Source organism: Proteocatella sp. QWL-06 (assembly GCF_058684135.1).
Genome location: NZ_CM178755.1, coordinates 2,315,012 through 2,336,571 on the forward strand (window position 1 = coordinate 2,315,012; position 21,560 = coordinate 2,336,571).

Below are 21,560 nucleotides of genomic sequence, written 5' to 3' on the forward strand. Positions count from 1 at the left end.
CAGTACGCTCGCTCAGTCGCTCAATCCACGCCTCGGATTTCTTGTAAATCTTTCGCCTGTTTATTTAATCGGCTTTCGCCGTCTTTAAATCTATTGATGATTTTGCAATCAACTTAAGAATTGTTGTTAAAAATAATAGATATTTTTAACTGTTTTGTTTTTTTCTCGATGAAATTACAGTTTGTGTTACCTTTGACGGATTTCAGACCTACATAACTTTATCAACTTTTAGGGTGATTAGTATATTTGTATTTCTTTCTTCGTCTTTGCGTATCATCTGTAATTTATATTCTGGAATTAAAAGATGTGTTTCTTTTAATTGGTATGCAGTTTTCAAGGTACATTTTTGAGTTTTTCATCAAAAAAAATGATGAACCCTCAAGACTAAACAGCAGAATAGTTTCTCCCTAGAAAGGAGGTGATCCAGCCGCACCTTCCGATACGGCTACCTTGTTACGACTTCACCCCAGTCATTGGTTTTGCCTTAGGCAACTTCCCCCTTACGGTTGGATAGTTGACTTTGGGCCCCCCCAACTCCCGTGGTGTGACGGGCGGTGTGTACAAGACCCGGGAACGCATTCACCGCAGCATTCTGATCTGCGATTACTAGTAACTCCAGCTTCATGCAGGCGAGTTTCAGCCTGCAATCCGAACTTAGACTGTCTTTATGGGATTAGCTCCACCTCGCGGCTTGGCAACCCTTTGTAACAGCCATTGTAGCACGTGTGTAGCCCTAAGCATAAGGGGCATGATGATTTGACGTCATCCCCACCTTCCTCCGAGTTATCCTCGGCAGTCTCTCTAGAGTGCCCAGCCAAGCTGCTGGCAACTAAAGACAAGGGTTGCGCTCGTTGCGGGACTTAACCCAACATCTCACGACACGAGCTGACGACAACCATGCACCACCTGTCACCTCTGCTCCGAAGAGGGGCCCCGATTAAGGGGCTTTCAGAGGGATGTCAAGCTTAGGTAAGGTTCTTCGCGTTGCTTCGAATTAAACCACATGCTCCGCTACTTGTGCGGGTCCCCGTCAATTCCTTTGAGTTTCACTCTTGCGAGCGTACTTCCCAGGCGGAGTACTTAATGTGTTAACTGCGGCACCGACCCTTAGGGCCGACACCTAGTACTCATCGTTTACGGCGTGGACTACCAGGGTATCTAATCCTGTTTGCTCCCCACGCTTTCGTGCCTCAGTGTCAGTATCAGTCCAGAAAGCCGCCTTCGCCACTGGTGTTCCTCCTAATATCTACGCATTTCACCGCTACACTAGGAATTCCGCTTTCCTCTCCTGAACTCAAGCCCGACAGTTTCAAGGGCTTACAACGGTTGAGCCGTTGCCTTTGACCCCTGACTTGTCAGGCCACCTACGCACCCTTTACGCCCAGTAATTCCGGATAACGCTTGCCCCCTACGTATTACCGCGGCTGCTGGCACGTAGTTAGCCGGGGCTTCCTCCTAAGGTACCGTCATTATCTTCCCTTAGGACAGAGTTTTACGACCCGAAGGCCTTCATCACTCACGCGGCGTTGCTGCATCAGGCTTGCGCCCATTGTGCAATATTCCCCACTGCTGCCTCCCGTAGGAGTCTGGACCGTGTCTCAGTTCCAGTGTGGCCGATCACCCTCTCAGGTCGGCTACTGATCGTCGCCTTGGTAGGCTTTTACCCCACCAACAAGCTAATCAGACGCAGGCTCATCCTTGTCCGCATGACTTTGATACAGTCCCGATGCCAGATCTGTATTTCATCCGGTATTAGCACACCTTTCGATGTGTTATCCCAGTGACAAGGGCAGATTACCCACGCGTTACGCACCCGTCCGCCGCTAACTTATTATTCAACACTCAAGGCTCTATCCCCGTCAGGGGCTGTGTAAGCACTTTTGGCGAATGCGAATTTCTTCTACCCTTAAAAACCAGGGTTGAAATTCACAATTACGCTGGCGCTTTTTATATAAAGCTCTCAGTGTTGAATAATAAGTCCGCTCGACTTGCATGTGTTAAGCACGCCGCCAGCGTTCATCCTGAGCCAGGATCAAACTCTTAAATTTAATGGTTTGACTGGCCGGATTAAACATCCGACATATCTATTTTGTTATCTCAATAAATTGAAATTACGGTTTGTTTCTTTTTTTGATGATCACCCGAAGGCTCTCATCTAAATGGTTTGTATATTCTGCTGTTTAGTTTTCAAGGTTCATTCTGTATCGTCTGTTGCTGTTGTTGTCTGCCGCTGTCTGTGTTGCTTTGTTTTGGCGACTTTCTTAGTATACTTCGATACTGAAAAAAAGTCAAGCACTATTTTGATTTATTTTTTTATTTGTGATCATTTAGCTGCCTGAACCTTTTTTCAGTACCTCATGAATTGCTTCTAAATCATTGGAATCAGGCTGTTCTAAGATTTTCCGAATCCGCACTGTGGGAAATGGCATACATCACACTTGAGGCAATATCCTCCGTGTGCCATTTCTACTATATCTCTTCTTGTTATCCTGTCATTTGCCATAAGCCTCGGCATTATTATATCCAGTGTAGTGACCCTATTGAAAAGTGCCCCTCCCGGAACTCCAATGACGGGAATCTCTCCTTTGTAGGCTACCATCTGCATTGCTCCAGGAACAACCGGTGCTCCGTGAGTTACTACCTCTGTGGCTGCCTTCCTTATAGCAACCGGAGTTTTGTCATCGGGGTCCACGCTCATGCCCCCTGTGCAGAATACGATCTCTGCGCCTTCATTTATAAAATCATCTATATAGCTGGCAATCAGGTCTTCGTCATCATACGCGACCCTGCTTCCAATAAGCTCACAGCCATACCTGCCAAGCTTGGATTTCATTACGGGAGTGAATGCATCTTCTCTTCTTCCATGATATATCTCGCTTCCAGTTATGACCAGTCCTGCTTTTTTTATGACATATGGAATCAGGGTAAAGATCGCAGTATCTTTCTGTATATTCAGCACGTATTCAAGAAGCTCTTCTTCTATTTCAAGAGGAATTATCTTCATTCCTGCTATCCTCTGGCCTTTTTTTACTTCTGAATTGTTGTGTATCGAAGATATCATGAAATTTTCAACCGTATTTATCGCATAAAGCTTTTCTACATTTACCTTGAGAAGTCCTTCTTCCTGCGCTACTATGTCTACCCTTCCTTCTGAAACATCTGTATGGATAAGATGCTCGTTCTCGCACATCCTGCCCATGGCAAGGGCCGCATCATTTTCATGGACCATTCCCGAGTCGGTATCCCCGGCGTATATATATTCTTTCCCTATCGAAAGCAGCACTTCTATATCTTCTTCCTTTATTACATGATTTTTCTTAAAGACCGCGTATTTCTCATGCACTTTCCCATCAGATACTATTTTTGTGACATCATGTATGAGTACCTTTCCTACGCTGTCCTGTGTTCTTACTTTATACATCGTATTCCTCCATATCTCTTTTCTAGAATGAGTATACAGCAGTATTATTTTGATGTCAAATATGGTAAAATGAAGTAAATTCAAAGGGGGTGAAACATATTTTTAACAGAAGCTACAAGGTACTGATAAAAGGGGCCGGCGACATCGCCTCAGGAATCGCATGCAGGCTTTTCGAATCCGGCTTTCAGATAATAATGACGGAAATTCCCGAACCGACCGCAATAAGAAGGACTGTCTCATTCTGTGAAGCGGTATATGAAGGCTCCATAACGCTGGAAGGAATCACTGCAATATTGTGCAAGGATCTGAACGAATGCCGTGAGGCCTTTAAAGATGGTAATATATGCGTAATCATTGACGAAAATGCGTCCATAATACACGGGTGGAAACCTGACATAATAATAGATGCCATACTCGCAAAGAGGAATCTCGGGCTAAATATAAATGATGCTCCAGTTACTATAGGCGTAGGTCCTGGATTCTGCGCAAAATCTGACTGTGACTGCGTTATTGAGTCTCAGCGCGGACACGACCTTGGAAGATGCATATATTTTGGATCTGCGGCGCCAAATACAGGCATTCCCGGTGAGGTTGGAGGATACTCGAGTGAAAGGGTTATCAAATCTCCTTCTGATGGAATATACCGCGAGATCTTCCATATTGGAGACTATGTGAATAAAGATGACATAATTGCCTATGCAGATGATGTGCCTGTAAAGGCTTCTATTGACGGAATTCTCCGCGGGCATCTCAGAGGTGGACTTCGTGTCCACTCCGGAATGAAGGTTGCCGATATCGACCCGAGGGCAGAACGTTCTCACTGCTTCAGTATATCAGACAAAGCCCGAAGCATAGGAGGGTCAGCGCTTGAATCCATACTTAAACTTGGAAGGGAGAAATTTTAAATTGAATAATAAAGAGTGTAAAATAAGATGGATATCAAATACAATGCCAAAGACTGATGATGAGAACCTTCATCTCATGTCTCAGAACAAATCAGCCGATGTACTTAAGTTTCACCAGAGTTTTCCTCAGTACAGCGAGACCCCTCTTGTACAACTGAGAAGCCTCGCTGCTTATCTTGGCGTAAAAGACATATTTGTAAAAGATGAATCTTACAGATTTGATCTCAATGCCTTCAAGGTGCTTGGAGGATCTTATGCCATAGCCAGATACATATCTTCCATAACCGGAGAAGATATAAGCGATCTTCCTTATTCCGTTCTGACCTCCGATGAGCTGAGAAACAGAATTGGAGAGATAACCTTCTACACTGCCACCGATGGGAATCACGGAAGAGGCATAGCATGGGCTGCCAACAAGCTGAAACAGAAATGCGTGGTATACATGCCTACAGGCACCACACAGACTCGACTTGATCACGTTCTTAATGAAAACGCGACTGCGACTATAGAATCTCTGAACTATGACGACTGCGTAAGAAAAGCATACAGCGAATCTCAGGCAAGAGAAAATTCCATCATAATTCAGGATACTGCGTGGGATGGATATGAAGAAATCCCGACATGGATAATGCAGGGATATGGAACTATGGCTCTGGAAGCTGATAATCAGATGAATAAATATGGATGCACAAGGCCTACGCACATATTCATACAGGCCGGAGTAGGCTCGCTTGCCGGTGCCGTGCAGGGATATTTTGCAAACAAGTACAGCGACTGTGAGCCTAAGGTCGTGGTCGTAGAGGCTCAGGTAGCTGACTGCCTGTACAAAAGCGCTCTTGAAGGCAGTGGAAATCCGCAGACAGTAGGCGGAGACATGCTCACTCTGATGAACGGACTGGCATGCGGCGAGCCATGTACTATCGCCTGGGATATCCTCAGAAATCATGTGGATACATTCGTATCATGCCCTGACTGGGTAAGCACCCTCGGAATGAGGCTACTGGCTGCTCCAGCAAAGGGAGATGCCCCTGTAACCGCAGGAGAATCAGGCGCCGTTACTATGGGACTTCTGTATACTCTCCTTACGGATCCTGCATACAGCGAGCTTAAGGATAAACTGGAACTTGATGAGAATTCTTCGATAATGCTTTTCTCTACCGAGGGAGACACAGATCCCGATCGTTACAGATCTATAGTATGGGAAGGCATGAACTCGCTTTAATATCCGACTCTCACATCAAAAAATTTAAAGAATCAAAAAAAATCACCTGAGATATTCTCAAGTGATTTTTTCAATTGGCTGCGTCCTACTTTCCCAGGAGGCTGCCCTCCAAGTATTATCAGCGATGCAGGGCTTAACTTCTGTGTTCGGAATGGGAACAGGTGTATCTCCTACTCTATTGCAACCATATTAATTTGGATGGATGTACCATCAAAACTGCATGCCAATCTAAGCTTCGCTTCTTTTTTCTTCCAGGTAAATTTTGGTCAAGTCCTCGATCTATTAGTACTCATAAGCTACATACATTACTGCACTTACACCTTGAGCCTATCAACCACGTAGTCTTCATGGGATCTTACTCCTTACGGATGGGAAATCTTATCTTAAGGGTGGCTTCGTGCTTAGATGCCTTCAGCACTTATCCATTCCGCACATAGCTATCCAGCTGTGCCACTGGCGTGACAACTGGTGCACCAGAGGTGCGTCCAACCCGGTCCTCTCGTACTAAGGTCAGCTCCTCTCAAATTTCCTACGCCTGCGACGGATAGGGACCGAACTGTCTCACGACGTTCTGAACCCAGCTCGCGTACCACTTTAATGGGCGAACAGCCCAACCCTTGGGACCTACTACAGCCCCAGGATGTGATGAGCCGACATCGAGGTGCCAAACCTCCCCGTCGATGTGGACTCTTGGGGGAGATCAGCCTGTTATCCCCAGGGTAGCTTTTATCCGTTGAGCGATGGCCCTTCCACTCGGTACCACCGGATCACTAAGCCCGACTTTCGTCCCTGCTCGACCTGTATGTCTTGCAGTCAAGCTCCCTTTTGCCTTTACACTCTTCGCACGATTTCCGACCGTGCTGAGGGAACCTTTGGGCGCCTCCGTTACTCTTTAGGAGGCGACCGCCCCAGTCAAACTGCCCGCCAAGCAGTGTCCCAGACGAGGATTCACTCGTCGTGGTTAGAACTCAAACAATACAAGGGTGGTATCCCAACGGCGGCTCCAACGAGACTGACGTCCCATCTTCTTAGCCTCCCACCTATCCTGTACATGTATTGCCTAAATTCAATGCTAAGCTACAGTAAAGCTCCATGGGGTCTTTCCGTCCTGTCGCAGGTACCCGGCATCTTCACCGGGACTACAATTTCACCGAGTCTGTTGTTGAGACAGTGCCCAAATCGTTACGCCTTTCGTGCGGGTCGGAACTTACCCGACAAGGAATTTCGCTACCTTAGGACCGTTATAGTTACGGCCGCCGTTTACTGGGGCTTAAGTTCACTGCTTCGATTGCTCTGACAGATCCCCTTAACCTTCCAGCACCGGGCAGGCGTCAGCCCCTATACTTCACCTTGCGGTTTTGCAGAGACCTATGTTTTTGGTAAACAGTCGCTTGGGCCTATTCTCTGCGGCCTGATTTCTCAGGCACCCCTTCTCCCGAAGTTACGGGGTAATTTTGCCGAGTTCCTTAACAACAGTTCTCTCGCTGGCCTTAGGATTCTCTCCTCACCCACCTGTGTCGGTTTGCGGTACGGGCACCTTGATCTAACTAGAGGCTTTTCCTGACAGCGTGAAATCGCAGACTTCGTTACTTAATTTCACTCCCCGTCACGCCTTGGCATTGTACCTGTGGATTTGCCTGCAGGTACTGCCTTGACGCTTGGACGCGCATAACCAACAGCGCGCTTCTGCTATCCTTCTGTGTCACCCCATTGCTCAAACGATCTTTGGTGGTACGGGAATCTACACCCGTTGTCCATCACCTACGCCTTTCGGCCTCGGCTTAGGCCCCGACTAACCCTGAGAGGACGAACCTTCCTCAGGAAACCTTGGGTTTTCGGCCTGGGGGATTCTCACCCCCATCTCGCTACTCATGCCAACATTCTCACTCGTATACTGTCCACTGCTCCTTACGGTACAGCTTCAGCCTGTATACGACGCTCTCCTACCACTCTCCTTACGGAGAATCCGTAGCTTCGGTAATATGTTTGAGCCCCGGTAATTTTCGGCGCGGGACCACTCGACCAGTGAGCTATTACGCACTCTTTAAATGAGTGGCTGCTTCTAAGCCAACATCCTGGTTGTCTGTGCAATCCCACATCCTTTTCCACTTAACATATATTTTGGGACCTTAGCTGACGGTCTGGGCTGTTACCCTCTTGACCATGGACCTTATCACCCATAGTCTGACTGCCGAGTATGATGTACGGGCATTCGGAGTTTGATAGTCTTCGGTAACCCAAAGGGCCCCTAGGACATTCAGTGCTCTACCTCCCGCAATCTTAACCTCGACGCTAGCCCTAAAGCTATTTCGGAGAGAACCAGCTATCTCCAGGCTCGATTGGAATTTCACCGCTATCCACAGTTCATCCCCGCACTTTTCAACGTGCGTGGGTTCGGTCCTCCATTTCCGATTAAGGAAACTTCAACCTGACCATGGATAGGTCGCCTGGTTTCGGGTCTGCAGCATTGAACTTTCGCCCTGTTAAGACTCGCTTTCGCTACGGCTTCGGACCAGAAGTCCTTAACCTTGCTCAATACCGCAACTCGTTGGCCCGTTCTACAAAAAGTACGCAGTCACACATTAACGTGCTCCTACAGCTTGTAAGCATAAGGTTTCAGGTTCTATTTCACTCCCCTCCCGGGGTTCTTTTCACCTTTCCCTCACGGTACTATTCTCTATCGGTCGCCAGGTAGTATTTAGCCTTAGGGGGTGGTCCCCCTATCTTCCCACAAGGTTTCACGTGTCTCGTGGTACTCTGGATACACCTGGAAGTCTTCTCATTTCGTTTACGGGGCTGTTACCCTCTGCGGCGGCTCTTTCCAAAGCTCTTCTACTATGATACCTCTATTCCATGATGGTGTCCAAAACCCCTGACCGGAAAACCGATCAGGTTTAGGCTGTTCCCCTTTCGCTCGCCGCTACTTAGGGAATCGAGTTTTCTTTCTTTTCCTCCGGGTACTTAGATGTTTCAGTTCTCCGGGTTCCCCTCACTGCACTATGTATTCATGCAGAGATATACAGGCATTACCCTGTATGAGTTTCCTCATTCGGAAATCTTCGGATCGAAGGTTGCTTGCACCTCCCCGAAGCTTATCGCAGCTTACCACGTCCTTCATCGGCTCCTGGCGCCAAGGCATCCACCTTACGCTCTTAATAACTTGACCTATTCGGCTTCACATTTACTGCAAACTCCTTTGTTGTGTTCTTTCACTCATTCACTCACGTACGTCAGTACGCTCGCTCAGTCGCTCAATCCACGCCTCGGATTTCTTGTAAATCTTTCGCCTGTTTATTTAATCGGCTTTCGCCGTCTTTAAATCTATTGATGATTTTGCAATCAACTTAAGAATTGTTGTTAAAAATAATAGATATTTTTAACTGTTTTGTTTTTTTCTCGATGAAATTACAGTTTGTGTTACCTTCGACGGATTTCAGACCTACATAACTTTATCAACTTTTAGGGTGATTAGTATATTTGTATTTCTTTCTTCGTCTTTGCGTATCATCTGTAATTTATATTCTGGAATTAAAAGATGTGTTTCTTTTAATTGGTATGCAGTTTTCAAGGTACATTTTTGAGTTTTTCATCAAAAAAAATGATGAACCCTCAAGACTAAACAGCAGAATAGTTTCTCCCTAGAAAGGAGGTGATCCAGCCGCACCTTCCGATACGGCTACCTTGTTACGACTTCACCCCAGTCATTGGTTTTGCCTTAGGCAACTTCCCCCTTACGGTTGGATAGTTGACTTTGGGCCCCCCCAACTCCCGTGGTGTGACGGGCGGTGTGTACAAGACCCGGGAACGCATTCACCGCAGCATTCTGATCTGCGATTACTAGTAACTCCAGCTTCATGCAGGCGAGTTTCAGCCTGCAATCCGAACTTAGACTGTCTTTATGGGATTAGCTCCACCTCGCGGCTTGGCAACCCTTTGTAACAGCCATTGTAGCACGTGTGTAGCCCTAAGCATAAGGGGCATGATGATTTGACGTCATCCCCACCTTCCTCCGAGTTATCCTCGGCAGTCTCTCTAGAGTGCCCAGCCAAGCTGCTGGCAACTAAAGACAAGGGTTGCGCTCGTTGCGGGACTTAACCCAACATCTCACGACACGAGCTGACGACAACCATGCACCACCTGTCACCTCTGCTCCGAAGAGGGGCCCCGATTAAGGGGCTTTCAGAGGGATGTCAAGCTTAGGTAAGGTTCTTCGCGTTGCTTCGAATTAAACCACATGCTCCGCTACTTGTGCGGGTCCCCGTCAATTCCTTTGAGTTTCACTCTTGCGAGCGTACTTCCCAGGCGGAGTACTTAATGTGTTAACTGCGGCACCGACCCTTAGGGCCGACACCTAGTACTCATCGTTTACGGCGTGGACTACCAGGGTATCTAATCCTGTTTGCTCCCCACGCTTTCGTGCCTCAGTGTCAGTATCAGTCCAGAAAGCCGCCTTCGCCACTGGTGTTCCTCCTAATATCTACGCATTTCACCGCTACACTAGGAATTCCGCTTTCCTCTCCTGAACTCAAGCCCGACAGTTTCAAGGGCTTACAACGGTTGAGCCGTTGCCTTTGACCCCTGACTTGTCAGGCCACCTACGCACCCTTTACGCCCAGTAATTCCGGATAACGCTTGCCCCCTACGTATTACCGCGGCTGCTGGCACGTAGTTAGCCGGGGCTTCCTCCTAAGGTACCGTCATTATCTTCCCTTAGGACAGAGTTTTACGACCCGAAGGCCTTCATCACTCACGCGGCGTTGCTGCATCAGGCTTGCGCCCATTGTGCAATATTCCCCACTGCTGCCTCCCGTAGGAGTCTGGACCGTGTCTCAGTTCCAGTGTGGCCGATCACCCTCTCAGGTCGGCTACTGATCGTCGCCTTGGTAGGCTTTTACCCCACCAACAAGCTAATCAGACGCAGGCTCATCCTTGTCCGCATGACTTTGATACAGCCCCGATGCCGGGTCTGTATTTCATCCGGTATTAGCACACCTTTCGATGTGTTATCCCGGTGACAAGGGCAGATTACCCACGCGTTACGCACCCGTCCGCCGCTAACTTATTATTCAACACTCAAGGCTCTATCCCCGTCAGGGGCTGTGTAAGCACTTTTGGCGAATGCGAATTTCTTCTACCCTTAAAAACCAGGGTTGAAATTCACAATTACGCTGGCGCTTTTTATATAAAGCTCTCAGTGTTGAATAATAAGTCCGCTCGACTTGCATGTGTTAAGCACGCCGCCAGCGTTCATCCTGAGCCAGGATCAAACTCTTAAATTTAATGGTTTGACTGGCCGGATTAAACATCCGACATATCTATTTTGTTATCTCAATAAATTGAAATTACGGTTTGTTTCTTTTTTTGATGATCACCCGAAGGCTCTCATCTAAATGGTTTGTATATTCTGCTGTTTAGTTTTCAAGGTTCATTCTGTATCGTCTGTTGCTGTTGTTGTCTGCCGCTGTCTGTGTTGCTTTGTTTTGGCGACTTTCTTAGTATACTTCGATACCGAAAAAAAGTCAAGCACTATTTTGATTTATTTCAGTATATTTTTTTAGTGTACTTCTGTTTTATACCCTGAAAACGCATTCCCAAACATAAATTCTAAAAAATATGTCTGGGACGCGCTCTTTTTTGTCTGTAATTTTCGCCTTTTATTTCTTGCTCTCAAGATATCTTTTTTTGTATTTGAGTGCCGCATATTCCGAAACCTTTGAATATGTGCTCAGGTTGAAAAGGCTGCCTGTAACGCCTACAATAGGCAATCCCTGTATGAATTTTGCAAAAAGCATATTGTCTGAGAGTATCTTTGCGGTATCCTTTATCTCCTTCTCAAGATCGCCGTGCCAGTGTTTTTTTCTTATGTCATCCGCCCACCTGTCGACTTCATGGTTCTTAAGGTATTTATCTTCGTCTTCGCAAAGGGCTGCCTGTATGAGCTTGAGAATATACATTCTTTCCTGAGGACTGTCATATTCGTAGCCATAGCTCGTTGCGGTCTCGTATATTCCCTTGAGCATCACAGATATGAACACAGGTATATCCGGGATTCCTATTCCGAGCAGCCCGAGTCCCGCGCCTTCTGCAAAGGACAGACCTTTTCCAACTATCCTGCTGTTCCTGGATATCCTGTCCATATTTTTCATGTACTTTCTGACAGCCATCCTGTGCTTGTTTGCATCCACGGCAAAATCGTTTATCTCGTGCTCAAAGGCCGTTCTGTCTTTTGAATATGTTTTTTCGATTACTCCGGTTCCTTTTTCGAGTACCAGCCTGAATGCCTTTTCAAATGCATTTTCGAGCGTATCCCTCAGATTCTGAGGAATTTTGTCTTCGAGTCTTTCCGATATGCTGTCGATGTTTTTCTGCACAAAACCTGATGATTTTTTCTGAAGCATTTTATGCTCCTTCTTATCCAGCTTCGCAATCTGCCTGTTTATGAATCTGCTCATACAAAACCCTCCTTTGACTCTCAAGCTTATTCTGATATTCCTGAAAGAAGATTTTTTGCAAGTATCGTAGTGGTCACGCTTCCTACTCCTCCCGGAACAGGACTGATGGCCCCTGCCACTTTCTCTGCACTTTCAAAATCCGCGTCACCGCAGAGCTTTCCGTCTTCATCTGTATTTATGCCCACATCTATTAAGGTCGCGCCTTCTCTGATGTAGGATCCATCTATCATCTTTGCCCTGCCCATAGCAGATATGACTATGTCTGCTTCTCTGACTGTTTCTCTCAGGTCAGCTGTCTTTGAGTGACATATGGTGACTGTGGCATTTTCATTGAGAAGAAGCAGTGCTACCGGCTTTCCTATAACACTTGACCTTCCCAGAACTGCGACTTTCTTTCCTGTCATCTCTATGTCATAATACCTGAGCATCTCTATTACTGCCTGAGGAGTGCATGGAGTCTTAAGGCCCTCTGAAGGCTCGAATATTCCCGCGAGAGTCGCCGGATTCATGCAGTCGACGTCTTTTTCAGGAGATATCATCTGGGTTATCTTTTTCTCGTCAAGATGTGCAGGGAGCGGCCTCAGCATGAGTATGCCATGGACTTCTTCGTCACTGTTTTTTTCTTTCATGACTTCTTCGAGTTCTTCCTGAGTGCACGATGCATTGAGTATCACCCTGTCTGCTTCTATGCCTGTTGCGGTCATCTTCTTTACTGCGCCAGTCTCATAGGCTATGTCGTCACTTCTTTCGCCCACCCTTATTATACACAGCTTTGGAATAATGCCTTTCTTCCTCAGCTCATGCGCTTTCTCGCTGAGAGCTGCCTGCATGGAATCTGCTACCGGTTTTCCTTTGAGGATTCTTGCGCTCATATCTGCACCTCTTCCTTTCCGGGAGCTTTTTCAAGCTTCTTTATCCTTCGCTCGAGCTCTGGTCTCGCAATCCATATTTCTTTTCCGCAGGTCTCGCACTTCATCCTTATGTCCATTCCTACTCTAGTAAGCTCAAAGGTATTGCCGCCACATGGATGATTTTTCCTTGTAGTGACTCTGTCGCCAAGGTCAAGCTTCATTGGTTTGTACATACTGCCTCCCTATCTTCCTTCATATACCATTTCAAGGGTATTGTCTCCCACCTTGAATATCCCAAGTATCTTCAGGTCTTCTTTTTCCACTATCTCCACAAGCTTTTCCAGTTCTACTTCCTCCATCAGCTTTATGCTCATCCCGCAGCTGTTGCTTATGGCTCTGGGCGTAGGTATCGTAAGCGCCTTGAGGTTTTTCTCTTTTACTTTCATTTCCATCATCATTGCGTGATGGGTCGATTTAAAGCTTATCAGATACATATCTTATGTTTTCCATTTCTGTATATTTTATTTGCCGGCATTCCTTGCGGCATCGGTCTCTATCTTCGTTCTGTATACCTGCTCAAGCATATCAGGTATAGGAAGGAAGTATGGGCATTTAGGCAGGCAGGCGCCGCATCTTATACAGGCGAGCTCTCCGTCCTTCTCTATATGAGATGCCATATATCTTCCGTATCCCCACTCGGCGAGATTGTATCTCTTCATGTATCTTGCCGAAAGGAATGCCAGAGGTATGTCTATTCCCTGTGGGCATGGCTTGCAGTATCCGCAGCGTCTGCAGAAGTTTCCCGTGAGCTCCTTCTTGATCTCTTCTATCCTTAGGCTCTCCTGCTCGTTGAATTCATGGTTTTCTGCCTCAAGTACGGCTTTTGCGGACTCTACGTTCTGCCTTACTTCTTCTATGTCTCCCATCCCCGGTATCACTATGTCCGTAAATGTCTTGTCCAGTATATACCTTACTGCAAGCTCCGGATCCTCTATGGCTCCACCTGCAAGCGGCTTCATTATTATTGTACCCATGCCTTTTTCGTGAGCTTTTGTAAGAAGCTCCGTTCCCTGGGATTCCACTATGTTGAATGGAAACTGTATGCTCGCAAAGAACTCGGTTCCCATCTCCACTATTTTTTCAAGACTTTCGAGTGTATGCGTCGTTATTCCTATATGCCTTATCTTTCCCTGCTCTCTGGCTTCTGAAAGCGCCCTGTATGCTCCGTCTTCTGACATAACCTTTTCAATCTCTGCAAACTGCACATTGTGTATCTGATAAAGGTCTATGTGATCCGTCTGAAGCTCGCTCAGGCTTTTTTCGATATCCGTTTTCATTCCCTCATAGTCTCTGGACATGGATTTAGTTGCAAGATAAAAGCTGTCTCTCATGCCTTTTATGGCTTCTCCTATATAGGTCTCGCTCTGGCCGTATGCCCTTGCCGTATCCAGAAAATTTATTCCCGATTCTCTTATGAAGGCCAGCAGCTCATTTGCTCCCTGCTGATCTATCCTCTGTATCGGGATTCCTCCAAATCCAAGCCTGTTTACCTTCATCCCGGTATTTCCGAATTCTATCATCGTCTTCTCCTTAAGCAATCAACTCTTTAAGTACTATAATATTATCCTGTCTGAAGTGGACATGAGCGAATCAACCACGTCATACATGTTTCCTGTAACTCCTACCTTAAGCTGATCTGCCAGATCATAGTAGTTGAGACAGGTTCCGCAGCTATATATCTTAGTGCCTGCTTCTTCAAGCTTTTTAAGATGCACTACTGTTTCTTCGTTTATCGTGGACAGCTTTATCGCCGAATTCAGAAGCACTACCTTCTCAGGGTATGGCTTTGTTTCTGTGACAGTATAAAGGAAGCCTTTCATCAGCACCTTCCCGAGTTCGTCATTTCCATCTCCCAGGAATTCGTTCTTTATCATGAGAACCCTGCCCGCTGTAATCGAATCTCCTGCATCTATGTCGCAGGCCGCCACATATTCCTGACCGTCAGTTTCCACGGCAAGCGCTGCTTCTCTTCTTATCGTAACCGTTATTATGCTTCCCTCTTCTGACACATCGCATCTGTATCCCTTGCTCGCTGCCAGCCTCTTTAGATTCTCTCTTGCTGAAGTGTTGTCTACTATGACTTCAAATTCTGTGATTTCAGGGTTCTTGAATGCCTTCTGTGTCTCAAGCACCGGTTTTGGGCATGCCATCCCTTTAAGATCCAATGTCGTTTTCATACTCTCTCCTATTCTCCTTCGAAATCTCTAAAAAACAAGGTTAACATAATCTAATATCCTGCTTTCCATCTGCCACCTGTAGAAACCTTCCGGATTCACTATGTTCATGACTCCTGAAAGCAGCATCATAACTATTATTGTATATATAGAAGCCTTTACAAATCCAAATGCCGCTCCGAGAATCTTTGCTTCGCTTCCGGATTTCCAGAAGCTGCCCACGATGAGCGCCCTTGCAATGAGGCTTGCTATTATCATGAGTATCAGGAACACGGCCACCCTGTCAAAGCTTGCATCCTGAGAAATGGTAAGTATGAAGTCAGCTATGAGGTTTCCTTCGCTTCCTTCAAAGGTCTTGCTTATAAATCCGAGAACGCTTTTGTTTACATCCGCTGACATCTCGATGTACTTCTCTTGTCTTATCAGAAGGGGCATGAGAAATCTGTATCCAAGGCCTGCCCCGCCAAATATCATTACCCACTTTACTGTATCATAGAGCATGCGCCTGAACCCGAGCCTGAACCCTCTGTATATCTGAGTCAGTGCATATATGCCAAATGCAATGTCCAAACTGTTCAACGTCTTCTCTCCAATCTAATATCAAAATTACTGCACTATCCTGTTCATCAGCCTGATCTCGCCCTTCATTACAACGCCCAGATGATTTCCGACATGTATTACCTTTTCTATCGGTTTGGGGAATTTGAGCTGAGTCTGGGAGTTCTTTATATAGTCCCTGCTGTAGAAAATCATCTCTCCATCCAGCCAGGTTATGCCTTCAAAGTCACTCTGGAAATACTTTTCATCCGCTATGGTCCCATCGGGGTTTATGACCGTGAGCTTGTTTCTCCTGTCCAGAGCATAGATTTTGTCCTCGTGAAGCTGTACCGATATGAAAGGTATCGCAGAGCTTATGCGAAACATCTCTTCGTTGGTGTTCTTTTTCATCATTATAAGGTTGTTTATGTCGACGAGCATATACCTGTCCTTCATGTCCAGCTGATCTATTACTATGGCGTCCTTTATCTCCGAAGAATATATAAGATTGCCTTCTGAAGAATAATGATACATGTTGCTCGTAAGAGACGGTGCCATGCGGTATACCCCATGTACCGTGAACTGGTTCTGGTCGTTCACCATCACCTTCGTTATGCTTACCTTCGGGAAGTTGAGATCCGCTATCTGTTTTCCTTCACTGCTGAAAAACACAGTCCCCTCGACGCCAACCTCTGTCCTGTAGTATACGGCGATTGCTCCGTTTTTCCCTGCGACTATCTTCTGAGGTATGTTCGAAAGTTGCACATTGTTTTTGAATTCTCCCTTTGAGGAAATGAAATACAGCGTCTTTTCCACCTTGTCCAGAAGATATATGTTTTTGTCCGATACCTCCAGAGTCCAGCTGTCAAGAGCAAGGTTAACATTGAAGATTTCCTCGCCCGAAAGCTTGAGCAGCCTGAGGTTTGAAGAATCATATATTAGTATGTCCTGACCAAACGGGATGACCTCCATGCCCTGCGAGTAGTTCCAGGTCATCTGGTATTCTTCCCTCGGTCTCTGCTGCTGACGATAATCCTTCATCTTCCTTATGTTGTAGGGGTTGAATATGAGTGCTGCAAAGATGAGAATCACGGCGAGGATGATCTTTGCCCTGTTGAATATCTTCTGACGCCTTTCTTTTTTCAGCTCCAGCTCCTGTTTTTTTCGCTCCCGCTCTGCCTGCAGCTCCTGCTGCTTCAGAAACTCTTCCAGAACGCTGTCTATCTTTTCCTTATCCATCTGAACCTCTTTATTCCTGCGCGAGCTCTCTTACGGCCTGTATCACGCTCTCTATATCATTATCCGTTGTAAAGCTTGATACGCTTATCCTTACCATTCCCTGCTCGAGAGTGCCCATCCTTGTGTGTGCAAGAGGAGCGCAGTGCTTGCCGCCTCTTGTCGCTATATCATATTCACTGCTGAGAAGATGCGTTATCTCCTGAGAATCCCTGTTTCTTATGTTTATAGCTACCGCTCCCGCTCTTTTTGAAGCATTTCTTGTGCCAAAAAGTGTAACTCCGTCTATAGATGAAAGCTCCCTTATCAGCCTTGCTATGTGGCTTTGCTGCTTCTCTCTGAGCTTTTCGATGCCATTTTCCCTGATATATGACACTCCGGCCCTTAGCCCTGCTATTCCTGCGGCATTGAGGGTTCCGGTCTCGAGCATGTCCGGCATGAAATCCGGCTGTTCAAGGGATTCGGATATGCTTCCTGTCCCTCCGCGATAGACCGGTCTGAGCTTTATATGCTCATTCACGCACAGGAATCCTGTTCCCGTCGGGCCATAGAGGCATTTGTGCCCTGCACCCGCGAGCAGGTCTATCCCCATCTCCGTCATATCTATATCCGCAAAGCCAGCCGTCTGAGCCGCATCCACAAGAAGGGCTATCCTGTTGCCTGTTCTGCTCTCGTTTTCTTTTCTTATCATGTCCGCTATCTCTTCAATGTCGTTTATGCTCCCCGTGAGATTGCTCGCATGGGTAACTGCCACGAGTGAGGTCTCCCAGTTTATGGCCTTTTGAATGTCCTTCGCATGCACAAATCCCTCATCATCGCTGTCCACTATCGTAAGGGTTATAAAACCCTCTTCTTCAAGGAAGTGCAGCGGCCTGAGCACCGAGTTGTGCTCCATGCATGATGTTACCACATGGTCTCCCTGGCTCAGATATCCGTTTATTGCCATATTGAGCGCCTCTGATGCATTTTTCGTAAACACTGTCTGCATGGGGTTTTGAACTCCAAGGAGCTCAGAAAGCTCCATCCTTGCCATCAGTATCTCCCTGTTTGTCTCCTGAGCCATCTTATGACCGCTCCTGCCCGGATTTGCGCAGGTATTTCTCATGAATCCCGAGATAGCCTCAATCACTGATTCCGGTTTCGGAAAGGTTGTCGCTGAGTTATCCAAATATATCATGACATTTCTCCTTTTCTGAGGCGTCAGCTGTTTTATCTGAACGTCTCGAGCAATTTTTCAATTATATCTCCAAGCTGTGACCCGCTGTGATAGCTGATGCACAGTGTCCCGCTTTTTTCGCTTCCCTTTGTGTATACCTTTGTTCCCAGGCTGTCTTCGAGCTCCACCAGAGCGCTTTCAAGAAATATGTCCTTCTTCTGCCTCAGATCTCTGCTCTGTTTTTCAGCTTCCCTTACGGAAAGCTTTTCGTTTATTATCTTCTCCAGCAGCCTCTGCTTTTCACGTTCTTCCTTTATCCCGGCAAGCACCCTGGCATGGGCATCCGATATTCTCTCGTCTATCAGGGCTTTCTGGATATCAGGACTCAGACTGAGAAGTCTCAGGCTGTTTGCGATGTAGGGCCTGCTTTTTGACAGTATCTCGGCAACCTGTTCCTGAGTATACTTCTTTTCTTCCATGATGCGCTTTATGGCACTTGCTTCCTCTATCTTGTTCAGGTCCCTTCTCTGAAGGTTTTCTATGAGCGCGATCTCCGATTTGTCCTCGCGGCTCCTCACAAGAGCCTTTATGGTCTTCATACCGGCGATGACACTGGATCTGTATCTTCTCTCACCCGCAATTATAGTGTATTTATCCTGGCTTTCATCCCTCGTTACTATTATGGGCTGAAGCAGGCCGTATTTCTTTATCGAGTCCGCCAGCTCACAGAGCTCGCTTTTGTCAAAGTGCTTTCTTGGCTGGGCTTCATCCCTTATTATGTCTTCAAGGGCTATCTCTGTTATCTGGTTCATCTTAGATCAGCGGCTCCTTGCTTGGCTTTCCGGCTTTTCTCGGATACGCCTTGTCTGTCTTTCCATTCTTTCTTATTATTACTACCTTATGGCTCAGCTCGCTGTGCGGTATCTCCACATCCACGACCTCTATTATCTCAGACTTCAGCACCTTCAGCGCTCTTTCGCTCAGCTTTATCTCATCCTCCACGGCTGGGCCCTTGAGGCATACGAAATATCCTCCGACCTTTACGTATGGGATGCAGTATTCAAGAAGCGCAGGCAGCTGAGCAACTGCCCTGGATACTGCCATGTCATAGGCTTCCCTGTGGTCTTCCATCCTCGCGCCTTCCTCGGCTCTCTGGTGAAGGCAAAGCGTATCTTCAAGCTCAAGGGATTCACATACCTCCTGAAGGAACTTTATTCTTTTGTTGAGGGAATCGAGCAGAGTGAGATGAAGATCTCTTCTGAATATCTTCATCGGAAGCGAAGGAAATCCTGCGCCTGTCCCTACGTCTATTATGCTCGCTCCTTCCGGAAGCTCCACCTTCTTTTTTGCCATCTCCATTGCCCTGAATGCCGAAAGTGAATCCAGGAAATGCTTTATATATACTTCTTTTTCATCTGTTATAGCGGTAAGGTTCGTGTGCGAATTGTATTCGAGGAGCCTGTCCTTATAGAGCGCAAAGTCCATGCACAGCTCTCTTGCGATCTTGTCGTTTTCCCTTGCAAGAAGTCCCAGCTTCTCAAGGCCGCTTATCAGTATCTCGTCGAGCACTTCCTGATCATATCTTATGATTTCCTTAGCTTCTTTCATCTGTGCCTCTCTTTCTCTTACAGGATATCAGTCCTGCGGATGGTAGCTTTCCATGGTAGGTTCGTTTTCTCTGTTATATGCCTGAAGGTATACGAGGAGCACCGATATGTCTGCCGGCGAAACTCCTGATATCCTGCTTGCCTGCCCTATGTTCAGCGGCTTTATGGCCTCGAGCTTCTGCTTTGCCTCGAGTCTGAGGCCGTCTATTGCTGAAAAATCCATGTCCCTTGGGATCATTCTCTTTTCAAGCTTTCGGTATGACTCAACCTGCTGTACCTGCTTCTTTATATACCCGTCATATTTGAGCTGGACCTCGCACTGTTCAGTTACCTGCCAGTTGAGGCTTCCATCGTACTTCCCGAGCTTTTTCAGTATCTCATAGTTTATCTCAGGCCTCTTTATGAAGTCTGCCAGGGAAATGGTGTTGTTGAGCGGCGATGCGCCGATTTCCTCAAGCAGCCCCCTTGCCTCCGAAGGCTTTATCTTCTCTTCTTCGAGCCTTTTCATCTCTTTTTCTATCTCATATTTCTTCTCAAGGAATCTCGAGTATCTCTCATCATCCACGAGACCTATATCTCTTCCTGTCTGAGTCAGCCTGAGGTCTGCATTGTCCTGCCTCAGAAGCAGGCGGTACTCTGACCTTGAGGTCATCATCCTGTATGGCTCATTGGTCCCCTTTGTGACGAGATCGTCTATCAGAACTCCTATATATGCGGTAGCCCTGTCGAATATAATGGGGTCCATGCCGTCAAGCTTTCTCACGGCGTTTATTCCTGCCATGAGCCCCTGAGCCGCTGCCTCCTCATAGCCGCTGGTGCCATTGAACTGCCCCGCGCTGAAGAGATTTTCTACCGACATCACCTCAAGCGAAGGCATAAGGTGAAGCGGATCTATGCAGTCGTACTCTATGGCGTATGCGGGCCTCATGAGCTTTGCATTTTCAAGTCCTGTAACGCTGTGATATATCTCAAGCTGTATCTCATATGGAAGCGAGGTCGAAAAGCCCTGGATATAGTATTCCTTAGTATCTCTTCCTTCCGGCTCCACGAAGAACTGGTGGCTCTGCTTTTCAGAAAATCTGACTACCTTGTCCTCTATCGATGGGCAGTACCTTGGACCTGTGCTCTCTATCATGCCGCCATATACTGCCGAGCGGCTGAGGTTTTCTCTTATTATGTCATGGGTCCTCGTAGTGGTCCTTGTGAGATAGCATGGAACCTGATCCATCTCCTCTACCTTTTCCGTCATGAATGAAAATGGCACTATGTCATCATCTCCGTGCTGTATCTCCATTTTGCTGAAATCTATGGAATCTCCATGGACTCTGGCCGGAGTTCCTGTCTTGAACTTTCTCAGCGGAAGTCCAAGCTCAAGCAGGCTGTCGCTGAGGTACGGCGCATTTGGCTGTCCTATAGGGCCTGACGGGAAATTGACTTCTCCCATATAAATCCTTCCGTTGAGGAATACTCCTGTACAGAGTATGACTGCATCGGCCAGGTACTGGCAGAACTGCTTCGTCCTTACTCCCTTTACCTTGCTATTCTCATGTATAAGCGAGACCGCCTCATCCATCACGAGATCCAGATTTGGAGTGTTCTCCATGACCTTCTTCATCTCGACGTGGTATCTGACCTTGTCCGCCTGAGCTCTTACCGACTGAACCGCCGGTCCTTTTGAGGCATTGAGGGTCCTCGACTGTATGAATGTCCTGTCTATATTCCTACCCATTTCTCCGCCAAGAGCATCAATCTCCCTTACGAGCTGGCTCTTTCCTGTTCCGCCTATAGCCGGATTGCACGGCATGTGCGCTATGGTGTCAAGTGACAGAGTTATCATCAGGGTCTTTTTTCCCATCCTCGCACTCGCAAGCGCGGCTTCGCAGCCTGCGTGACCTGCTCCGACAACTATAATGTCATATTTTTCTGCATCAAAATACAT

15 protein-coding genes and 4 rRNA genes are annotated in these 21,560 nt (G+C 46.9%); 2 read left to right on the forward strand and 17 right to left on the reverse strand.

Going from position 1 to position 21,560, the window contains the following annotated elements:
• Positions 1-411: 411 nt before the first annotated feature.
• Both AC4PGZ_RS11080 and AC4PGZ_RS11085 read right to left on the reverse strand, forming a co-directional pair.
• Positions 412-2,048: ribosomal RNA gene (locus AC4PGZ_RS11080) — 16S ribosomal RNA — on the reverse strand.
• Positions 2,049-2,392: 344 nt separating this feature from the next.
• Positions 2,393-3,421: a molybdopterin-binding protein gene (locus tag AC4PGZ_RS11085; protein ID WP_492158683.1), complete on the reverse strand. Its 1,029-nt coding sequence runs from the start codon at positions 3,419-3,421 to the stop codon at positions 2,393-2,395.
• A gap of 89 nt (positions 3,422-3,510) precedes the next feature.
• On the opposite strand from AC4PGZ_RS11085, the gene yqeB reads away from it, so the two are divergent.
• On the forward strand, positions 3,511-4,326 hold the full coding sequence (gene yqeB / locus AC4PGZ_RS11090; RefSeq protein ID WP_492158684.1) for a selenium-dependent molybdenum cofactor biosynthesis protein YqeB: 816 nt from the start codon (positions 3,511-3,513) through the stop codon (positions 4,324-4,326).
• Between the two features lies 1 nt (position 4,327).
• Positions 4,328-5,548, forward strand: coding sequence for a diaminopropionate ammonia-lyase (gene dpaL / locus AC4PGZ_RS11095; RefSeq protein ID WP_492158685.1), 1,221 nt, complete (start codon positions 4,328-4,330; stop codon positions 5,546-5,548).
• A gap of 72 nt (positions 5,549-5,620) precedes the next feature.
• Here dpaL and rrf read toward each other — a convergent pair.
• The 15 genes from rrf to mnmG all read right to left on the reverse strand — a co-directional run bounded on the left by rrf (position 5,621) and on the right by mnmG (position 21,560).
• Positions 5,621-5,737: ribosomal RNA gene (gene rrf / locus AC4PGZ_RS11100) — 5S ribosomal RNA — on the reverse strand.
• Positions 5,738-5,810: 73 nt separating this feature from the next.
• Positions 5,811-8,714: ribosomal RNA gene (locus AC4PGZ_RS11105) — 23S ribosomal RNA — on the reverse strand.
• Between the two features lie 476 nt (positions 8,715-9,190).
• Positions 9,191-10,827 (reverse strand): 16S ribosomal RNA (locus AC4PGZ_RS11110).
• Together the 16S, 23S and 5S rRNA genes form the textbook arrangement of a ribosomal RNA operon.
• Before the next feature lie 375 nt (positions 10,828-11,202).
• Positions 11,203-12,000 carry an EcsC family protein gene (locus tag AC4PGZ_RS11115; RefSeq protein ID WP_492158686.1) on the reverse strand — a complete coding sequence of 266 codons (798 nt, stop codon included), beginning with the start codon at positions 11,998-12,000 and terminating at the stop codon, positions 11,203-11,205.
• Positions 12,001-12,026: 26 nt separating this feature from the next.
• Positions 12,027-12,872 carry a bifunctional 5,10-methylenetetrahydrofolate dehydrogenase/5,10-methenyltetrahydrofolate cyclohydrolase gene (locus AC4PGZ_RS11120; protein WP_492158687.1) on the reverse strand — a complete coding sequence of 282 codons (846 nt, stop codon included), beginning with the start codon at positions 12,870-12,872 and terminating at the stop codon, positions 12,027-12,029.
• Positions 12,869-13,084, reverse strand: a complete 216-nt coding sequence (locus tag AC4PGZ_RS11125) for a DUF951 domain-containing protein (protein WP_492158688.1) — start codon at positions 13,082-13,084, stop codon at positions 12,869-12,871. Before AC4PGZ_RS11125 ends, AC4PGZ_RS11120 begins: the two co-directional genes overlap by 4 nt.
• 9 nt (positions 13,085-13,093) lie before the next feature.
• Positions 13,094-13,345, reverse strand: coding sequence for a putative Se/S carrier protein (locus AC4PGZ_RS11130; protein WP_492158689.1), 252 nt, complete (start codon positions 13,343-13,345; stop codon positions 13,094-13,096).
• Between the two features lie 27 nt (positions 13,346-13,372).
• Positions 13,373-14,431, reverse strand: a complete 1,059-nt coding sequence (locus AC4PGZ_RS11135; RefSeq protein WP_492158690.1) for an aldo/keto reductase — start codon at positions 14,429-14,431, stop codon at positions 13,373-13,375.
• Positions 14,432-14,464: 33 nt separating this feature from the next.
• Positions 14,465-15,088: a sulfurtransferase-like selenium metabolism protein YedF gene (yedF, locus tag AC4PGZ_RS11140; RefSeq protein WP_492158691.1), complete on the reverse strand. Its 624-nt coding sequence runs from the start codon at positions 15,086-15,088 to the stop codon at positions 14,465-14,467.
• Between the two features lie 27 nt (positions 15,089-15,115).
• Positions 15,116-15,664, reverse strand: a complete 549-nt coding sequence (locus AC4PGZ_RS11145) for a hypothetical protein (protein ID WP_492158692.1) — start codon at positions 15,662-15,664, stop codon at positions 15,116-15,118.
• A 27-nt stretch (positions 15,665-15,691) separates the two neighbouring features.
• Positions 15,692-16,861, reverse strand: coding sequence for a DUF5711 family protein (locus AC4PGZ_RS11150; protein ID WP_492158693.1), 1,170 nt, complete (start codon positions 16,859-16,861; stop codon positions 15,692-15,694).
• Between the two features lie 10 nt (positions 16,862-16,871).
• Positions 16,872-18,035: an aminotransferase class V-fold PLP-dependent enzyme gene (locus AC4PGZ_RS11155; RefSeq protein ID WP_492158694.1), complete on the reverse strand. Its 1,164-nt coding sequence runs from the start codon at positions 18,033-18,035 to the stop codon at positions 16,872-16,874.
• 32 nt (positions 18,036-18,067) lie between these two features.
• Entirely contained in the window at positions 18,068-18,826 is a 759-nt protein-coding gene (locus AC4PGZ_RS11160; RefSeq protein WP_492158695.1) for a ParB/RepB/Spo0J family partition protein, read from the reverse strand.
• Position 18,827: 1 nt separating this feature from the next.
• Positions 18,828-19,622, reverse strand: coding sequence for a 16S rRNA (guanine(527)-N(7))-methyltransferase RsmG (rsmG, locus tag AC4PGZ_RS11165; RefSeq protein WP_492158696.1), 795 nt, complete (start codon positions 19,620-19,622; stop codon positions 18,828-18,830).
• A 27-nt stretch (positions 19,623-19,649) separates the two neighbouring features.
• The gene (mnmG, locus tag AC4PGZ_RS11170) at positions 19,650-21,560 is read right to left on the reverse strand and encodes a tRNA uridine-5-carboxymethylaminomethyl(34) synthesis enzyme MnmG (protein ID WP_492158697.1); all 1,911 of its coding nucleotides are present in this window, start codon (positions 21,558-21,560) and stop codon (positions 19,650-19,652) included.